Here is a 17,313-nt window from a genome sequence, read left to right on the forward strand (position 1 = left end):
CATGCCGAATCCCGCGAACGGGATCATGCCGAGAGGATAGCGCCCATGTTGTTGCGCCGACCATCGCCGCTTGTCGACCCGGCATCGGGCGTGCTGCGCGCCGAACATTTCCAGATCGCCTATGCGACCAACGATATCGACCGGGCACAGGCGATCCTTGCCAATCGCTATGGCATAGGTGCTTTCCGCCGGCTCGAAGGACCGCTGGCGGCCGGCGGCCAGATCCGCGTCGAACTGGCCTGGGTCGGCCCGGTCATGTATGAATTGCTGACCGCCTCGGGGCCGGGATCGGCCATCTACATGGACCGCCTGGCACCCGGCGATGCTTTCCAGCTGCGCCATCATCATCTGGGCTATCTGATCCACGACGCCGCGCAGTGGCAGGCCCTGCTCGCCCGCGCGCAAGCCGACGGCCTGCCCGTCCCCCATGTCAGCCATAATCCGGGCTTCATGGACAGCTGCTTCATCGATGCGCCGGATCTTGGCCATTATCTCGAATATATTTTCCCGACCCAGGCCGGGATCGACTTCTTCGCCGCCGTCCCCGCCACCTGATCCGCCCGAAAGGACCAACCATGCCCCCTGCCCCCCGCGCGATCGTCGTCGGCACCGGCTTTGGCTGTCGCATCCATGTCCCCGCACTGCGCGCTGCCGGGTTCGAGGTGGCAGGCCTCATCGGCACCGATCCTGACCGCACCCGCCGCCGCGCCGATGCTGTCAACATCGCTGACATCTTCACGGATCTGGGCGAAGCGATCGAGCGCACCGGCGCGGTCGCGGTGACGATCGCCACGCCGCCCGCCACCCATGCCGCGCTTGCGCTGACCGCGATCGAACGGGGCTGCCACGTCCTTTGCGAAAAGCCGATGGCCGCCGATCTGGCCGAAGCCCGCGCGATGCTGGCGGCGGCGGAACAGGCGGGCGTCACGCACCTGATCGGCAACGAGTTCCGCTGGGCGCCCGATCGCGCGATGATCGGCCGCGCCATCGCCAAACGGGCTGATCGGCGATCCACGCTACGTCACCCTGTCCAGCGTCCTGCCGATCGTCGCCGATCCTGCCGCCCGCATGCCGCGCTGGTGGTTCGATGCCGGCGCGGGCGGCGGCTGGCTCGGCGCCCATGGCTCACATCTGGTCGACCAGTTGCGCGTCTGGCTGGGCGAGGTCGACAGCCTCAGCGCCACCCTGCCCACCGTGCCGGATCGCCCGGCCGACGCGGCGGAGGACAGCTATATCGTCCGCTTCCGCATGAAGAATGGCGCGCAGGGCGTGCTCCAGCACAGCGCCGGCGTCTGGGGGCCGTCCGAGAATATCAGCCGCGTCGCCGGCACCCATGGCACGCTCTGGGTCGACAAGGGGGTGGTGAAGATCGCCGACCGGGATGGCGTGCGCGACCTACCGGTCGATGCCGACCTCCACCTGCCGCCGGTCGAAGCCGACGATCCGCGCAAGGCGGCGATGCTGTTCGAACTCGCCCCCTTCATCCGCCTGTGCGAAGCCCTGCGCGCCGGTGTCGAAGGGCGGCCCATGCCCGATGACGTCCCGATCCCGACCTTCCATGACGGCGTCGCGGCGATGGCGCTACTCGACGCCATCCGCCAGTCCGCCGCGCAGGATGGCGCGCTGATCAACATAGCCTGAAAAGAGAGAAGGCCCGTCGACGGGGGGATGTCGACGGGCCCGATCTGCGAGACCGCCCGAGCGGGGGGGAAGTGCGGCGGCCTCATGCAACAGAACGGGCCAGGACAGTGATGGTTCCCGACTTATTGCTGATGCGGCAGCAATTCGATGAACAGCCCTTCGGCGTCGGCACACAGCAGATCGCCGTCACGCAGTTCGCCCCGCACGAAACGCTTGCGTCCCTCGACCTTCGTGACCCAGGCGCTGACCTGCAATTCCTTGTCGATCGGCGTGATGGCGCGATAATTGACGTGTAAATAGGCGGTCCGGGCCATCCGCTGCGCGCTCATATTCGCCGGCAGGCCCAATATCTCGTCGAACAGCAAAGCCACCGCCCCGCCATGGGCGGCATAATTGGCACCCAGATGGAAGGCGCCAAAGGTGACGCGGGCATGGAGCGAATCGTCGCCCATCTGATCGGGGATGAAGGCCGGCGCGAACACCTGGCCATGGCCCGGCGCGTCGCGCACCCGGCCGAACATGCGATGCGCCTCATCCGCCACCATCGGCGTCAGCCGCTGCGTCCAGGCGGCCAGGTCCGCGTCCAGCGCCTGCGCCGTAGCGTCGTCCAACTTGGCCGCCGCGACATGATCCAGGAAATCGCGCAGCCGGTCGATCATCGCGCCATAGGGCGTATCGCCCGTCAGCCAGCGTCCGCCCAGCAGATCCCGTTCCTCGTCCGCTCCCGGTCCTGCCGCCGATCCTGCTTCCGTCATCTGTCGTCCTGCTCCCTTTGCCCCTGCTTAGCCATGCTTTGGCGGGCGAAGGAAGCCCCCGATCGGCGGGCAGGATGGCGGCTGGATCGCCGCGCATCAATCGGGCGCGGCCGCGCCTTCCGGGATAACGCTACGGCGTTGCGGCATCACGCTGCGCCCCGGCACCATCAGGGGACCGCCGGGCGTCTCGAAAAGAAAATCGCCCTCCGCGCCATTGATGCACAGGCTGAGGCCCGACGCCCGGAAATGCAGCACCAGCCGCCGCCGCGCGGGATCTTCCCATTGAGCGACGCTCAGCGGCTGACCGCCCTCGTCCAGCCAGACGACATCGTCCTCGCCCAGCAGCGCCACGTCGGTCAGATCGGCACAACGCCGCCGCCATTGCCCCAGCGCAAAGGCATGGGCCTCGATCTCCCGGTCGCGCGCGTCCCACTCGATCCAGCTGATGCCATTATCCTGCGCATAGGCATTATTATTGCCCATCTGGCTGCGCCCGAACTCGTCGCCCGCCGTCAGCATGATCGTCCCGCGCGAGCAGAAGAGGGTGGAAAGCAGCGCCTTGATGTCGCGCCGCCGCGCCGCGATGACCGTCGGATCGTCGCTCGCCCCCTCCACGCCGTTGTTCCAGCTGAAATTCTCGCCATGGCCATCGCGATTGTCCTCGCCATTGGCGAGGTTATGCTTGTCCGCATAGGCAGTGCAGTCGGCCAAAGTGAAGCCGTCATGGGCGGCGAGGAAATTGACACTGCGGGTGATGCCCTCGAACAGGTCCGAAGACCCCGCCAGCCGCGTGGCAAAGGCGCCGATCGTGCCAGCGTCGCCCCGCCAGAAGCGCCGCATATCGTCGCGATAGCGGTCATTCCATTCCAGCCAGGGCAACCCGAACCGGCCCAGTTGATAGCCGCCCGGCCCGATATCCCATGGCTCGGCAATCAGGATGCGGTCGCCCAGCACCGGATCGGCGCGCATCTCCGCCAGCAGCGGCGCGTCGCGATCGAACCCATCCGGCAACCGCCCCAGCGCCGGCGCCAGATCGAAACGGAAACCGTCGATCCCCGCCTGCACCACGAAATGGCGCAGCGATTCCAGGATCAGCCGGCGCACCATCGGCTGGTTGCAATCCACGCTGTTGCCGGTGCCGGTATCGTTGATCAGCCGCCCGTCCGCCTCGTGCCGGAAATAGGCGCGGGCATTGAGGCCGCGCAGCGACAAGGTCGGCCCCAGCCTGTCGCTTTCGCCGTCATGATTATAGACCATGTCCATGATCACGCCGATCCCGGCGTCGTGCAGCGCCGCCACCGTATCGCGCAGTTCGGCAAGCCCGCCGGGCGCCAGCCGCGGATCGAGGGCGAAATAGCTGACCGGATTATAGCCCCAGGCATTGCGCAGGCCGAGCGGCGGCAAATGCCGCTCGTCGATCCAGGCGTTGATCGGCATCAGTTCGACCGCACCGACACCCAGCTTCTGCAGATGATCGATGACCGCCGGATGCGCGAGCGCGGCGATCGTGCCGCGCTGCGCTTCAAGAACGTCAGGATGAAGCAGCGAGAAGCTGCGCACCTGCAATTCGTAGATCAGCCCGCCCGGCTGGAAGCGCGGCGGCGCCGGCGCGATGGCCGGCAGCGGCGGCGCCACCACCCCTTTGGGTATCAGCGGCGCCGTGTCCTCCCCCTGCCCGCGCGGCGCGGCCAGCATCGGGTCATGGACGAAGGCCCGGTCGATCGCCGGCGCATAAGGATCGAGCAGCAGCTTGTCGGGATCGAACCATAGGCCGCTATCGGGATCATATGGGCCGTCGGCGCGCAGGCCATAGCGGGCACCGGCGCCGACGCCCGGCGCATGAACCTGCCAGACGCCCTCATCTCCCTGCGCCATCGGCAGGCGGCTTTCCCGGTCGTCGGCGTCGAACAGGCAGAGCCAGAGCTGCGTCGCCTCGGGCGCCCAGACGGCAAAGCGGGTTCCGCCGGCATCGATCACCGGCCCGAACCCGTCCGCGCTCATGCCGCTTCGCGCCCCAGCAGGCTGCGATAAAGGGCCGCATAGCGCGCCGCGCTGTGCGTCCAGCTGAAATCGGCGCGCATCCCCGCGCGCTGCATCGCCTGCCAGGCCTCCGGCTCACCATGCAATCGCACCGTCCGCGCAATCGCGCCGTGCAGCGCCAGCGGATCATCGCCAGCGAACAGGATGCCGGTCGCCACGCCCGCGCTCACCGCCGCCTCATTGGCGTCGATCACCGTGTCGGCCAGACCGCCGACCCGCGCCACTACCGGCACGCAGCCATAGCGCAGGCCATAAAGCTGGGTCAGGCCGCAGGGTTCGAATCGCGACGGGATCAGGATCGCGTCGCCGCCCGCCTGCAACAGATGCGACAGCGGCTCGTCATAGCCGATCTGCACGCGCACGCGGCCGCGATGCCGGTCCGCCGCCGCCAGGAAGCCGCCCTCCAGCGCGTGATCGCCCGACCCCAGCACCGCCAGTTTCGCGCCCAGCCCGACCAGATGGTCGATCGCCCCCATCATCAGGTCCATGCCCTTCTGCCAGGTCAGGCGGCTGATGATGACGAAGATCGGCGCATCGTCACGCTGCAGGCCGAAGCGTTTTTCCAGCGCCCGCCGGTTGGCGCTTCGGCCGCTGAGCGCGCGCGCGCTGTAGCGGCGCGCGATCAGTTCATCCTCGGCCGGGTTCCAGATGTCGGTATCGACGCCGTTCAAAATGCCGTGCAGCTTGTCGCTGCGCCCGTTGATCAGCCCATCCAGCCCCATGCCATGGACCGGCGAGCGGATTTCCTCGGCATAGGTCGGGCTGACCGTGGTGATCGCATCGGCCGACACCAGCCCCGCCTTCAGAAAGCCGGTGCCGCCATAATATTCGACGCCATCCATGCCCCAGGCTTCGGCCGGCAAGCCCAGCTGGGCAAATATCTCGGGCCCGAACCGCCCCTGAAAGGCCAGGTTATGGATGGTGACGACGCGCGGCACGGCATGGGCCGGGCCAAAGCGCATATAGGCCGCCGTCATCGCCGCCTGCCAGTCATGGACATGGACGATATCGGGCACCCAGCCCTTCACGCCCTCCGCCGCAATGTCCGCACCGACCCGCGCCAGCGCGGCAAAGCGCCGCCAATTGTCGCCCCAGTCATTGCCGCCATGGTCGCCATAAGGCCCACCTTCGCGGGCGAAGAAATCCGGCGCATCCAGCACCAGCAGGTCGAGGTCGCCGACCTTCCCCGCCAGCACCGTCGCCGGGGCACCGAACAGCTTGTCATAACGGCGCACCGCCTTGGCCTTACCCAGCTTCGACAGCACCGACGGATAGCCCGGCACCAAGGTCCGGGTCTCGACATCATGGCCGGCCAGCGCGCCGGGCAGCGCGCCGACGACATCGGCCAGCCCCCCGGTCTTGATCAGCGGATAGATTTCGGACGCAACCGACAGAAGCTTCATCATCATCCTTCTTTTCAGGCCACCAGCCGATCGATCATTGGCTGCGTCACCAGGCATATGCCGCTGTCGGTGCGGCGAAAATGCTGCGCGTCAAAGGCCGGGTCTTCGCCGATGATCAGGCCCGGCGGGATGCTGATCCCCGAATCCACCACGCATTTGTGCAGCCGCGCGCCGCGCCCGATCACGCAATTGGGCATGATGACGCTCTCTGTAATGGACGAGAAGCTGTGGGTGCGCACCTCGGAAAAGAGCAGGCTGCGATGCAGCGAGGAGCCCGACACGATGCAACCGCCCGCTACCAGCGAACTGGTCGCCGATCCGCGTCGGCCATCCTCATTATGGACGAACTTGGCCGGCGGCGTGACTTCCGAATAGGTCCAGAGCGGCCAGCTGCGGTCGTAAAGGTCGAGGCTGGGCACGACGTCGGTCAGGTCGATATTGGCCTGCCAATAGGCGTCGATCGTGCCGACATCGCGCCAATAGGGCACCAGCTCGCTTTCCGCCCGCACACAGCTGCTGGAGAAGCGATGCGCCACCGCCTTCCCGTGCTTGACGATATAAGGGATGATGTCGCCGCCGAAATCGCGCTTGCTGCTCTTGTCGTCGGCATCGCGCAACAATTGCTCGATCAGGAAGCGGGTGCGGAAGACATAAATGCCCATCGATGCCAGCGCCATGTCAGGCTGGCCGGGAATGGCGGGCGGATCCTTGGGCTTTTCGACAAAGGCGGTGATCACGTCCGCCTCGTCGACATGCATCACGCCAAAGCCCACCGCCTCCATCCGCGGCACCTCCAGACAGCCGACGGTGACATCCGCGCCACTGTCGACATGCTGCTGCAGCATCAGCTCATAGTCCATCTTGTAGACATGATCGCCGGCCAGGATGACCATATATTCCGGCGCATAGCTTTCGATGATGTCGATATTCTGGAACACCGCGTCGGCCGTGCCCTCATACCATTGGCTTTCGGAAATACGCTGGCTGGCGGGCAATATGTCGAAGCTCTCGTTGCGCTCGGGCCGCAGGAAGTTCCAGCCGCGCTGCAAATGGCGGATCAGCGAGTGGGCCTTATACTGGGTCGCCACGCCGATGCGGCGGATACCGCTGTTGAGCGCATTGGACAGCGCAAAGTCGATGATCCGCGCCTTGCCGCCGAAATGCACCGCCGGCTTGGCCCGCCGGTCGGTCAGCTCGGCAAGGCGACTGCCGCGTCCGCCGGCCAGCACATAGGCCATGGCGTCGCGCGCGATCGGCTGATTGCGTTGTTGCATTAGGGCTCCTCTCTCATGCCCGCGACCGCCTGCACGCGTTCCTCGGTATCAATAGTCCAGTTCCAGCATCAAGGTTCCGAAGGGCGGGATGGTTATGTTCGCCCATCCGCTCTCATCGGCCTCGACCACGCCCATATTGCCGGCTCCGCTGCCGCCATATTCACACGCATCGCTATTGAGTATCTCGCGCCAGCGACCACCCACGGGCAGCCGCATGCGATAGCCATGGCGCAGCACCGGCGTGAAATGGCTGATGACGACGATCGGCTTGTGGCCTGGAGCCCGCCGTTGCCAGGCAAAGACGCTGTCCACCGCGCCGTCGACCAGCACCCATTCAAACCCTTCCGCCTCGCAATCGCGCGCATGCAATGCCGGCCGCGAGCGATAGAGGCGGTTGAGGTCGCCGACCAGCATTTGCACGCCCTGATGGGGCGCATGATCGACCAAGTTCCAGTCGAGCGCCCGCTGCTCGCTCCACTCGGCGCGCTGGGCGAATTCCTGCCCCATGAACAGCAGCTTCTTGCCAGGATAGCCCCACATGAAGGCATAATAAGCCCGCAGCGTCGCGAATTTCTGCCAGTCGTCGCCCGCCATCTTGTGCAGCAGCGACGATTTGCCATGCACCACCTCGTCATGGCTCAGCGCCAGCACGAAATTCTCGCTGAAGGCGTAGAGCAGGCCGAAGGTGATGTCGTCATGATGATGCTGCCGATGCACCGGCTCGCGCGCCAGATAGCGCAGCGTGTCGTGCATGAAGCCCATATTCCATTTGAAGCCGAAGCCCAGACCACCCTGATGCACCGGCGCCGACACCTGCGGCCAGCTGGTCGATTCCTCGGCGATCGTCATCACGCCGGGCGAGTCCGCGTAAAGGGCCTTGTTCATCCCCTGGAGGAAAGCAACCGCCTCCACATTTTCCCGCCCGCCATGGTCGTTGGGGATCCATTCGCCGGGCTTTCGCGAATAATCGAGATAGAGCATCGACGCGACGGCATCGACCCGCAGCCCGTCGACATGATAGCGCTCGGCCCAGAAGAGCGCATTGTTGGTCAGATATTCCGCCACCTCGCGCCGGCCGAAATTATAGATCGCCGTGTTCCAGTCCGGCTGGAACCCCTTGCGCGGATCGGCATGTTCATAGAGCGCGGTGCCATCGAACCGGGCTAGGCCATGCTCGTCGGTCGGGAAATGCGCCGGCACCCAATCCAGGAGGACGCCAATCCCCGCCCGGTGCGCACCATCGACGAAGCGGGCAAAGCCCGCCGGATCGCCGAAGCGCGCAGTCGGCGCATAAAGGCCCAGCGTCTGGTAGCCCCAGCTTGGATCATAGGGAAATTCGCTGATCGGCAGGAACTCGATATGGGTAAATCCCATGCCGACGACATAAGGGATCAGCCGCTCGGCCAGCGCGTCCCAGTGCAGGAAATCGCCATTTTCGTCGCGCTGCCATGACCCGGCATGCACTTCGTAGATGGAGATGGGTTGCCGCCGCGCATCCGCCTTCTGCCAATGGTCGCGGTGATCCGCATCGCCCCATATATGCGCGGGTGGACCGTTGACGATCGACGCAGTCGACGGGCGCAGTTCCGAGCGGAAGGCGAAGGGATCAGCCTTGAGCGGCAGCACCACGCCGTCCGGCCCGACAATCTCGAACTTGTAGGGCTGGCCGATACCCACTTCGGGCAGGAAGATTTCCCACACGCCCGCATCCTGCCGGTGCCGCATCGCCGCGCGCCGCCCGTCCCAGCGGTTGAAGTCGCCGACCACCGACACGCGCCGGGCATTGGGGGCCCAGACCGCGAAATGGGTGCCGGCAACCCCCTCATGCTCCATCGGATGCGCGCCCAGCTTCTCGAACAGCCGCTTGTGCGATCCTTCGGCGAAATAATAATCGTCCATCGGCCCCAGCACCGGGCCAAAGCCATAGGGATCGATCGTCGCATAGCGGCCGCCATCGGCATATTGCGCTTCATAGCGCAGCGGCTGGCGCTTGCGGATCTTGACCTTGCCCTCGAACAGTCCGGCCGGGTGGATCAGCGCCAGTTCGCCGACCGGCTTGCCATCCAGCGTCTGCGCACTGACGCTGACGGCGTCGGGCAGCAGCACGCAGGCGGTAAAGCCGGTCTTGCCGCTGTCGGGATCGGCCGGATGCACGCCAAGCGTCGCGAAGGGATCGGCATCGCGCCCTTCGACCAGCCGGTCGATCTGCTCCGGCGTCAGCACGCTCCTATCTCCCGTCTCCGCCGATAGCGGCCATTCTTATCATCCCATGTTCCAGATGTCGGCTGCATATTCGCGGATCGTCCGGTCGGACGAGAACCAGCCCATGCGCGCGACATTGTGGATCGCCTTCTTCGCCCACAATGCCTGATCCTGCCAGATGCCATCGACCCGGCGCTGGGCGGCGGCATAGCTGTCGAAATCGGCCGCCACCATGAACCAGTCATGGTCATAAATGCCCTGGATCAGATCCTTGTAGCGATTGGGATCGTCGGGCGAGAAGACGCCGCTGGCAATGGCATTGAGCGCCTGTCCCAGCTCCCGGCTCTGTTCGATCACCGCGCGCGGATTATAGCCCTCGGCCCGGCGCTGGTTCACCTCGGCCGCGGTCAGGCCGAAGATCACGATATTATCCTCGCCGACATGGTCGCGCATCTCGACATTGGCGCCGTCCAGCGTGCCGATGGTCAGCGCGCCATTGACCGCGAACTTCATGTTTCCGGTGCCCGATGCCTCCATGCCGGCGGTCGAAATCTGTTCCGACAGATCGGCGGCCGGGATCATCATCTCGGCCATGGAGACATTGTAATTGGGCACGAACTGCACCTTCAGCAGTCCCTGCACCGACGGGTCATGATTGATCGCGCGGGCCACGTCGCCCGCCAGCTTTATGATCAGCTTGGCATTATGGTAGCTGGGCGCCGCCTTGCCGCCGAACAGCTTGACCCGCGGTACCCAGTCCTTTTCCGGGTGAGAACGGATCTGGTCATAGAGCGCCACCGCCTCGATGATGTTGAGCAACTGCCGCTTATATTCATGGATGCGCTTGATCTGGATGTCGAACAGCGCGTCGGCGTCGATCCGCGCATTGATCCGCTTGCGCAGCAGGTCGGCCAGCGCGACCTTGTTGAAGCGCTTCACAGCCAGGAACCGTTCCTGGAAGGCGGTGTCGTCGGCGAAATTGTCAAGCTCGCGCAGCGCCTCGGCATCGTCCATGAAGCGGTCGCCGATCGCCTCGCGGATCAACTCGAACAGGCCATGGTTGCACTGCATCAGCCAGCGGCGGAAGGTGACGCCGTTGGTCTTGTTGTTGATCCGCGCGGGATAAAGCTTGTGCAGGTCGGCAAAGACCGTGACCTTCATCAGGTCGGTATGCAGCGCCGACACGCCGTTGACGCTGTGCGATCCGGCAAAGGCCAGATTGCCCATCCGTACCCGCCGCTCGCCGCCCTCGTCGATCAGCGAGATGGTGCCGATCGCATGGTCGTCGAACTGGCCGGACTTGCGCGCCTCGCCCAGCAAGCGGCTGTTGATGGCATAGACGATCTGCATGTGCCGGGGCAGCAGCCGCTCGAACAGGGGCACCGGCCAGCTTTCCAGCGCCTCGGGCAACAATGTGTGGTTGGTATAGCCGAAGGTGCGGCGGACAATGTCCCAACCCTCGTCGAAGTCCAGCCCATGCTCGTCGACCAGGATGCGCATCAGCTCCGCCACCGACACCGCCGGATGGGTATCGTTGAGCTGGATCGCCGCCTTGTCCGGCAGGGTGCGGACATCGCCGAAATATTGGATATGCCGCCGGACAATGTCCTGCAGCGAGGCGGAGGAGAAGAAATATTCCTGCCGCAGCCGCAATTCCTGGCCCGCCGGCGAACTGTCGGCAGGATAGAGAACGCGGGTCAGCGCCTCGGCCCGATTGCTTTCGGACAGCGCGCCCAGATGGTCGCCGGCATTGAACTTGTCGAGCAGGATCGGATCGATCGGCTGCGCTTCCCACAGGCGCAGCGTATTGACCCGCTTGCCCCGCCAGCCGGCAATCGGCGTGTCATAGGGGGTGGCGATCACCCGTTCGGCGGGACGCCAGCTCATCTGATAGGGGCCGCAATTCTCGCACTCGGCGGGATCGACACGCCCGCCGAACCCGACCTCGTAACTCGCCTCGCGCCGCTCGAACTCCCAGGGGTTGCCGTGCGCCAGCCAGTTTTCCGGCAGTTCAACCTGCCAGCCGTCGCTGATCTCCTGCCGGAACATGCCGTTCACATAACGGATGCCATAGCCATAAGCGGGGATGTCGACCGTCGCCATGCTCTCCATAAAGCAGGCGGCGAGGCGCCCCAGGCCGCCATTGCCCAGCGCAGCATCCGGCTCCAGCGCAGCGATCAGGTCCAGATCGACACCCAGCGAGTCGAGCGCCGCCTGCAAATCGTCCAGCATTTCCATGTTGGACGCGGCATCGCGCATCAGCCGGCCGATCAGGAATTCCAGGCTCAGATAATAGACCCGGCGCCCCTGTTCCTCATAGGTCTTGTGGGTGGACTCGATCCAGGCATCGATCACCCGGTCGCGGATCGAGAGGATGACGGCATGCAGCCAGTCATGCGGCTTGGCTGCCTTGGCATCCTTGCCGATGCGATAGGTCAATCGCTCGACAATCTCATGGGCCAGAATCTGCGGATCAACCTGCCGGGGTGCCGGCTTGGGAAGCTGCGTCTCGCCCTTGAGATTCATGGCCGGGATCTCCCTCTATGAGTCACCGGGATGATGGCACAGCGCGCTTCGCCATGCCAATCCATTTTTTGCAGCGCAGCATGGGCTTTTCCCGCTTCTTTCTGCGGGCTTGGCTCGCCTCAGCCCTGACCGCGTCGCGTGACGATGGCGGCCCCGATCCCGGCCCGCAATTCCGCCCGCACCGGATAGGTGCTGGACGGCAGATGCTGGGTCATGAACAGGCCGATCAGCCGCTCGACCGGATCGATGAAGAAATAGGTCGAAAACACCCCGCCCCAGTAAAATTGCTGGTTCGCCAGCGTCATCGCAAAGCCCAGGCCGAAACCGACACCGGCATAGTCAGCTTCGCTGAACATCGCCTGCGACATGCTGGCGAGGTCGCCGCCGCCGGGCAGGTGATTGCTCCGCATCTGCGCCACCGTGTCGGGCTGCAACAGCCGCGCCCCATCAAGCTCGCCACCGCGCAGCAGCATCCGGGCAAAGCGATGATAGTCGGCGGTCGAGGAAATCAGCCCGCCCCCGCCCGACCGGAAGCGCAGCTTGCGCCGCCAGCTGCTGGCCGCGCCCCGGTCACGAAGCCGCAACCCGTCCTCGCCCAGCCCCCAGGCATCGGTCAGTCGGTCGGTCCGGTCCGCAGGCAAGGTGAAGAAACTGTCCTTCATGCCCAGCGGATCGAAGATATTCTGACGAAAATGCGTCTCCAGATCCTGCCCCGACAGCCGCTCGACGATCACGCCCAGCACATCGGTCGACACGCCGTAATTCCAGCGCTCGCCCGGCGAAAATTCCAGCGGCAGGCTGGCCAGCGCGGCGATGAACTCGTCGGACGACCGCTTTTGCTGGAACTCGTCCAGCCCCAGTTCGCGATAGCGCGCATCGATCGGCGTCTGCCGTTGCAACCCATAGGTCAGACCCGATGTGTGGCGCAGCAGGTCGATCATCCGCATCGGCCGCGTCATCCGCCCGGTTCCGTCCGCGCCGACGCGCAGGTCGGCAAATTCGGGCAGCACGTCGGTAACCGGATCGTCCAGCGCCACCTTGCCCTGTTCGACCAGCCGCATGAAGGCGACGCTGGTGATCGGCTTGGTCATGGACGCGATGCGGAACAGCGCATCGGCCTGCAACGGCTCGCCGGTCGCGCGCGCCTGCCCCCGGCTGACCGACAGCAACGGCACCTCGTCGCGCGACAACAGCATCTGCATATGCGGCAACTTGCCGCTCTGCACATAGGTCTGGTCCAGATGATCGACCAGCGCATCCAGCCGGTCGGGGTCCATCCCCGCCGCCCGCGCCGCTGCTGCATCCGTCACCTTCGCTGTCGCCATGTCCGCTCCTGCCATATCCGAAACGGGCTAGAGCAAGCCGCGCACTAGGTAAATGATTTCAGACCATGACTGGTCCATCAACGCCTTGCCATTGCCAAGACCCCACCCCTGCCTCTATGGCAACCCGCCTGATCGCCAATACCGGACGCACCACAGGCATGGCCACGGGCCTTTCTGCTATCTTCTTCCAGAACCGCGCTGCTCTGCTGCGCTTCCTGCGCGCGCGCGGTGCGGGGGAGGATGCGGAAGATCTGCTACAGGACATGTGGATGAAGCTGGAGGCCAAGGATCTGGGGCCGGTCGCCGACCCGCTGCCCTATCTCTATCGCATGGCCAACAACCTCATGCTCGATCGCTATCGCTCCGCCACGCGGCGCGAGCGGCGCGAGCAGGACTGGGCCGAAGGCGCCGGCGGCGTGATGGCCGACCCGAATGACGATCTGGCAGTCGACGAACGCATGATCCTCAATCAGCGGCTGGAACAGGCGCGCGGCATATTGGCCGACCTTGGCCCCCGCGTCGAACTGGTGTTCCGTCGGTTCCGCATAGAGGGGGTCGGCCAGCGGCTGATCGCGGAGGAATTGGGGGTCAGCCTGACCACGGTCGAGAAGGATCTGCAAAAGGCCTATCGGGCGATGCTTGCGCTCAAGCAAAGTCTGGATACGGAATGAGCGGATCGGCGGCGTCTGGCTCTTCAAGGGGCAAGAAATGAACAGGGCACAGGCCATGATGAACGAGGAGGCGCTCGGGTGGGTGATCCGCACGCGCGATCCCGAATTTGACGACTGGGACGCCTTCACCATCTGGCTGGAGGGCGATCCCGCCCGCGCGACCGCCTATGATGCGCTGATGGCGGCCGACGCGGATCTGGCGGACATGGTTCCGGCAGAACCCGTCGTCATGCCTGTTGCCGCCAATGATGCCGGCGAACGTCACCGCCGCCCGCTGCGCTGGATCGGCGGCGGCGCGATCGCCGCCGCGCTGGTCGCCGCCGTCTCGGTCGGCCTGCTCAACCGCAGCGACATCTACAGCATCACCACCCGTCCCGGCGAGACCCGCAGCATCGCGCTGGATGACGGCACCAGGATCGAACTGAACGGCGGCACCACGCTGCGCCTCGACCGCAAGAATGCGCGCTTCGCCGCGCTCGACGCGGGCGAAGCCGCCTTCACCGTGCGCCATGACGCCGCCGATCCGTTCCGCGTGACCGTGGGCGACGCCGTGTTCGAGGATGCCGGCACCGTCTTCAACATCGTCCATAGCGGCGACGCCACCCGCATCGGCGTGTCCGAGGGCAAGGTCATCTACAATCCGCAGGCCGAAGCCATCTCGCTGCCCGCCGGCCGCGCCCTCAGCGATAGCGCCGAAGGGCTGCGCGTGATGGACGTCGCGCCCCAGGCCGTCGCGAGCTGGCGCCAGGGCCAACTCATCTATGCCAATGCGCCGGTCGGCGACGTGACCCAGGATATCGCCCGTTCGCTGGGCGTGACGCTGGCCGCGACGTCCGGTGCGCAGGCCATGCGCTTTACCGGCACGATCCGGCTGGAACGGGATCCGTCCCGCTTCTTCGCCGCTGCCGCGCCCCTGATGGGGCTGTCCGCCATCCGACAGGGGAATGGATGGCTGCTGAAGGAAGGGGATGGGTCGCAAAACTGACGTCCTTTTCGTCACCGCCTTCGCCATAGCGGCCGCATCGCCTGCGCGAGCGGCGGACAGACAGTCGATCGACCTCGCTCCGGGACGCCTGGGCGAGGCGGTGGTGGCGCTCGGCCGTCAAACCGGCGCCAGCATCGGCATGTCGGACCAGTCGCTGGCCGGCATCGCCACCCCTGCGATCCGGGGCCGGATGTCGACCGCGAGCGCCCTTTCCCAGTTGCTGCGCGGCAGCGGCGCCAAAGCCAGACAGATCGACGCCAGCACCTGGCGCATCGTCCGCGCGCGCAAGGCCGCGCCGCCCCCATCGCCGACGCCAGCCGCAGCCGTGCAACTCGCGCCGGTTGCGCAGGAACCGCCCGCCGACATCATCGTCACCGCATCCAAGCGCGACATTCCCCTGCCCCGCTATGCCGGTATGGTCGAAACCGTGACCGGCGGGCTGTTCGAGACCGCCGACGCGGCACAGGGCACGGCCGCGCTGCTCTCGCGCGTCGCCAGCCTCAGCTCCACCCATGCCGGCGCCGGCCGCAATAAGCTGTTCATCCGCGCCATAGCCGATTCCGGCGTCGCCGGGCCGACCCAGGCGACGACCGGCCAATATCTGGGCGACATGCGTCTCAACTATGCCGCGCCCGATCCCGACCTGCGCCTCTATGACGTCGGCGGGGTCGAGGTGCTGGAAGGGCCACAGGGCACGCTCTATGGCGCCGGCTCGCTCGGCGGCATCATCCGCATCATCCCCAATGCCCCCAATCTCGCGCAGTTCGGCGGCCAGATCTCGACCGGCGTGTCGGCGACCCAGCATGGCGATCCGGGCGGCGACCTGTCGGCCATTCTCAATCTGCCGATCGTGGCCGAGAAGGTGGCGCTGCGCGTCGTCGGCTATGGCGTGCAGGAAGGCGGCTATATCGACGATGTTTTGCGCGACAAGGATGACGTCAATCGCACCCGCACCTATGGCGGCCGCGCCACGCTGCGGATCGCACCGGCGGACGACTGGACGATCGATCTCAGCACCGCCTACCAGCATATCGAGGGTGACGACGCCCAATATGCCAGCCGCGAGGTCGGCCGGCTGGAACGCGCCTCCAGCGTCGCCCAGCCCTATCATTCCGACTATATCCTGGCCAATGCGCGCATCGAGCATCAGTGGGATGACCTGCGCCTCGTCTCCTCGACCGGCTATGTCCGCGATGTCCTGGCCGAAAGCTATGACGCGACCCAGCCGGGCGGCGCGCCGGCCCTGTTCCGCCAGCGCAACAAGGTCGAACTTTTCTCGACCGAAAACCGGCTGGTCCGCGACCTCGACAATGGCCTGGGCTGGCTGCTGGGCGTTTCCTATCTGGAAAGCACCTCGACCATCCAGCGGTCGCTGACCGGCTATGGCCCCCTGAGCGCACCGGCGATCGAGATTTTGCCGGGCGTCCCGGTCTATGGTCGCGGACGTCCTGCCACGGCCACCGGCGTGCGCAACCGGATCAAGGAAGCGACCCTGTTCGGCGAAGCCTCGTTCGAACCGCTCCAGGGGCTGGTCGCCACCGTCGGCGGACGCCTCACCAACAGCCGCCTCAGCGGCGAAGCGATCGATCCGGTAGCGATGCTCTCAGCCGTCGCTGATCTAGCTCGTGTCGAGGCGCAGGCCGATCGTTCCGAAACCATCTTCCTCCCCTCCTTCTCGCTGCTCAGCGATGCGGTGAAGGGGCTGACGCTTTATGCCCGGTTCGAACAGGGCTTCCGTCCCGGTGGCCTGGCGGTCGACGATCAGCGCGCGCGCAGCTTCCGCAATGATCGCATCTCGACCATGGAACTGGGCTTCCGCAAGGGCGTGCCGGGCCGCGACACGATCGCGCTCAGCGGCAATGTCGCCTATACCGACTGGCGCGACATCCAGGCCGACGTCACCGACCGCATCGGCCTGCCCACCACCGCCAATATCGGTGATGGACGCATCTATACGGTGGAAGGCCGGATCGTGGTCCGCCCGATCCCGCCGCTGACGCTGGACGGCTCGATCATCTACAATGACAGCCGCCTGACCCAACCGGCCCAGTTCGTGCGCGCGCTCTCCTATGAAGGGCGCTCGCTGACCCTGCCCAACGTCGCCAATCTGGGCGGCCGCGTCGCTGCCGATTATCGCGCGCCACTGGGCGACGACATGCGCCTGCACCTGTCGGCATCGGCCCGCTATGTCGGCAAGTCGCGCCTGGGCGTCGGACCGATATTGGGCCGGGAACAGGGCGATTATGTCGATACGGCCCTGTCCGCCGCCGTCACCCGCGGCCCGGTCGAACTCTCGCTTTCGCTCACCAACTTGTTCGACAGCGACGGTAATCGTTTCTCGCTCGGCACCCCGTTCGACCTGAGCACCGACTATTATACGCCGCTGCGCCCCCGCACCGTGCGCATCGGCCTGGATTTCGCCTTCTAAAATCACGCCGGACGGCATTTTTCCTGACGGAACCGGCCCGGCGGCGGCGTCCCTCCCGCATGT

Annotated in this window: 12 protein-coding genes and 1 pseudogene; 6 read left to right on the top strand and 7 right to left on the bottom strand. The window is 65.8% G+C overall.

What is annotated here, in order from left to right:
- The first annotated feature begins 45 nt into the window (after nucleotides 1-45).
- The 3 genes and pseudogenes from E5554_RS18075 (at nucleotide 46) to E5554_RS23395 (ending at nucleotide 1,641) form a co-directional block, all read left to right on the top strand.
- On the top strand, nucleotides 46-555 hold the full coding sequence (locus E5554_RS18075; protein ID WP_136187641.1) for a VOC family protein: 510 nt from the start codon (nucleotides 46-48) through the stop codon (nucleotides 553-555).
- A gap of 20 nt (nucleotides 556-575) precedes the next feature.
- Nucleotides 576-872 (top strand): annotated as a pseudogene (locus E5554_RS23390) (Gfo/Idh/MocA family oxidoreductase); the annotation flags it as partial.
- 172 nt (nucleotides 873-1,044) lie between these two features.
- The gene (locus E5554_RS23395; RefSeq protein WP_247594449.1) at nucleotides 1,045-1,641 is read left to right on the top strand and encodes a Gfo/Idh/MocA family oxidoreductase; all 597 of its coding nucleotides are present in this window, start codon (nucleotides 1,045-1,047) and stop codon (nucleotides 1,639-1,641) included.
- 122 nt (nucleotides 1,642-1,763) lie between these two features.
- Here E5554_RS23395 and E5554_RS18085 read toward each other — a convergent pair whose 3' ends face one another.
- From E5554_RS18085 to E5554_RS18115, 7 genes are all read right to left on the bottom strand, one after another.
- Complete coding sequence (locus E5554_RS18085) at nucleotides 1,764-2,396, bottom strand: PaaI family thioesterase (RefSeq protein ID WP_037507444.1); 633 nt, start codon at nucleotides 2,394-2,396, stop codon at nucleotides 1,764-1,766.
- A gap of 96 nt (nucleotides 2,397-2,492) precedes the next feature.
- Nucleotides 2,493-4,397: a glycogen debranching protein GlgX gene (gene glgX, locus E5554_RS18090; RefSeq protein ID WP_136187642.1), complete on the bottom strand. Its 1,905-nt coding sequence runs from the start codon at nucleotides 4,395-4,397 to the stop codon at nucleotides 2,493-2,495.
- On the bottom strand, nucleotides 4,394-5,845 hold the full coding sequence (glgA, locus tag E5554_RS18095) for a glycogen synthase GlgA (protein WP_136187643.1): 1,452 nt from the start codon (nucleotides 5,843-5,845) through the stop codon (nucleotides 4,394-4,396). The genes glgX and glgA overlap by 4 nt, the downstream gene beginning before the upstream one ends.
- An 8-nt stretch (nucleotides 5,846-5,853) precedes the next feature.
- Complete coding sequence (gene glgC, locus E5554_RS18100) at nucleotides 5,854-7,113, bottom strand: glucose-1-phosphate adenylyltransferase (RefSeq protein ID WP_136187644.1); 1,260 nt, start codon at nucleotides 7,111-7,113, stop codon at nucleotides 5,854-5,856.
- Nucleotides 7,114-7,161: 48 nt separating this feature from the next.
- Nucleotides 7,162-9,336 (bottom strand): 1,4-alpha-glucan branching protein GlgB, encoded by a 2,175-nt coding sequence (glgB, locus tag E5554_RS18105; protein ID WP_136187645.1) that lies wholly within the window; start codon nucleotides 9,334-9,336, stop codon nucleotides 7,162-7,164.
- Nucleotides 9,337-9,375: 39 nt separating this feature from the next.
- Nucleotides 9,376-11,841, bottom strand: coding sequence for a glycogen/starch/alpha-glucan phosphorylase (locus E5554_RS18110; RefSeq protein WP_004211863.1), 2,466 nt, complete (start codon nucleotides 11,839-11,841; stop codon nucleotides 9,376-9,378).
- Between the two features lie 119 nt (nucleotides 11,842-11,960).
- Entirely contained in the window at nucleotides 11,961-13,166 is a 1,206-nt protein-coding gene (locus E5554_RS18115; RefSeq protein ID WP_136187646.1) for a serine hydrolase domain-containing protein, read from the bottom strand.
- Between the two features lie 158 nt (nucleotides 13,167-13,324).
- Between E5554_RS18115 and E5554_RS18120 the strand changes: the two genes are divergently transcribed.
- Genes E5554_RS18120 through E5554_RS18130 form a run of 3 tightly spaced genes read left to right on the top strand, consistent with a single transcriptional unit; the run spans nucleotide 13,325 to nucleotide 17,250 of the window.
- Nucleotides 13,325-13,837: a sigma-70 family RNA polymerase sigma factor gene (locus E5554_RS18120; RefSeq protein WP_029547652.1), complete on the top strand. Its 513-nt coding sequence runs from the start codon at nucleotides 13,325-13,327 to the stop codon at nucleotides 13,835-13,837.
- 55 nt (nucleotides 13,838-13,892) lie between these two features.
- Entirely contained in the window at nucleotides 13,893-14,822 is a 930-nt protein-coding gene (locus tag E5554_RS18125) for a FecR domain-containing protein (protein ID WP_136188405.1), read from the top strand.
- Nucleotides 14,806-17,250, top strand: a complete 2,445-nt coding sequence (locus E5554_RS18130) for a TonB-dependent receptor (protein ID WP_136187647.1) — start codon at nucleotides 14,806-14,808, stop codon at nucleotides 17,248-17,250. The genes E5554_RS18125 and E5554_RS18130 overlap by 17 nt, the downstream gene beginning before the upstream one ends.
- Nucleotides 17,251-17,313 lie beyond the last annotated feature (63 nt).

This window comes from Sphingobium sp. PAMC28499 (assembly GCF_004795815.1).
GTDB classification, from domain to species: Bacteria; Pseudomonadota; Alphaproteobacteria; order Sphingomonadales; family Sphingomonadaceae; genus Sphingobium; species Sphingobium yanoikuyae.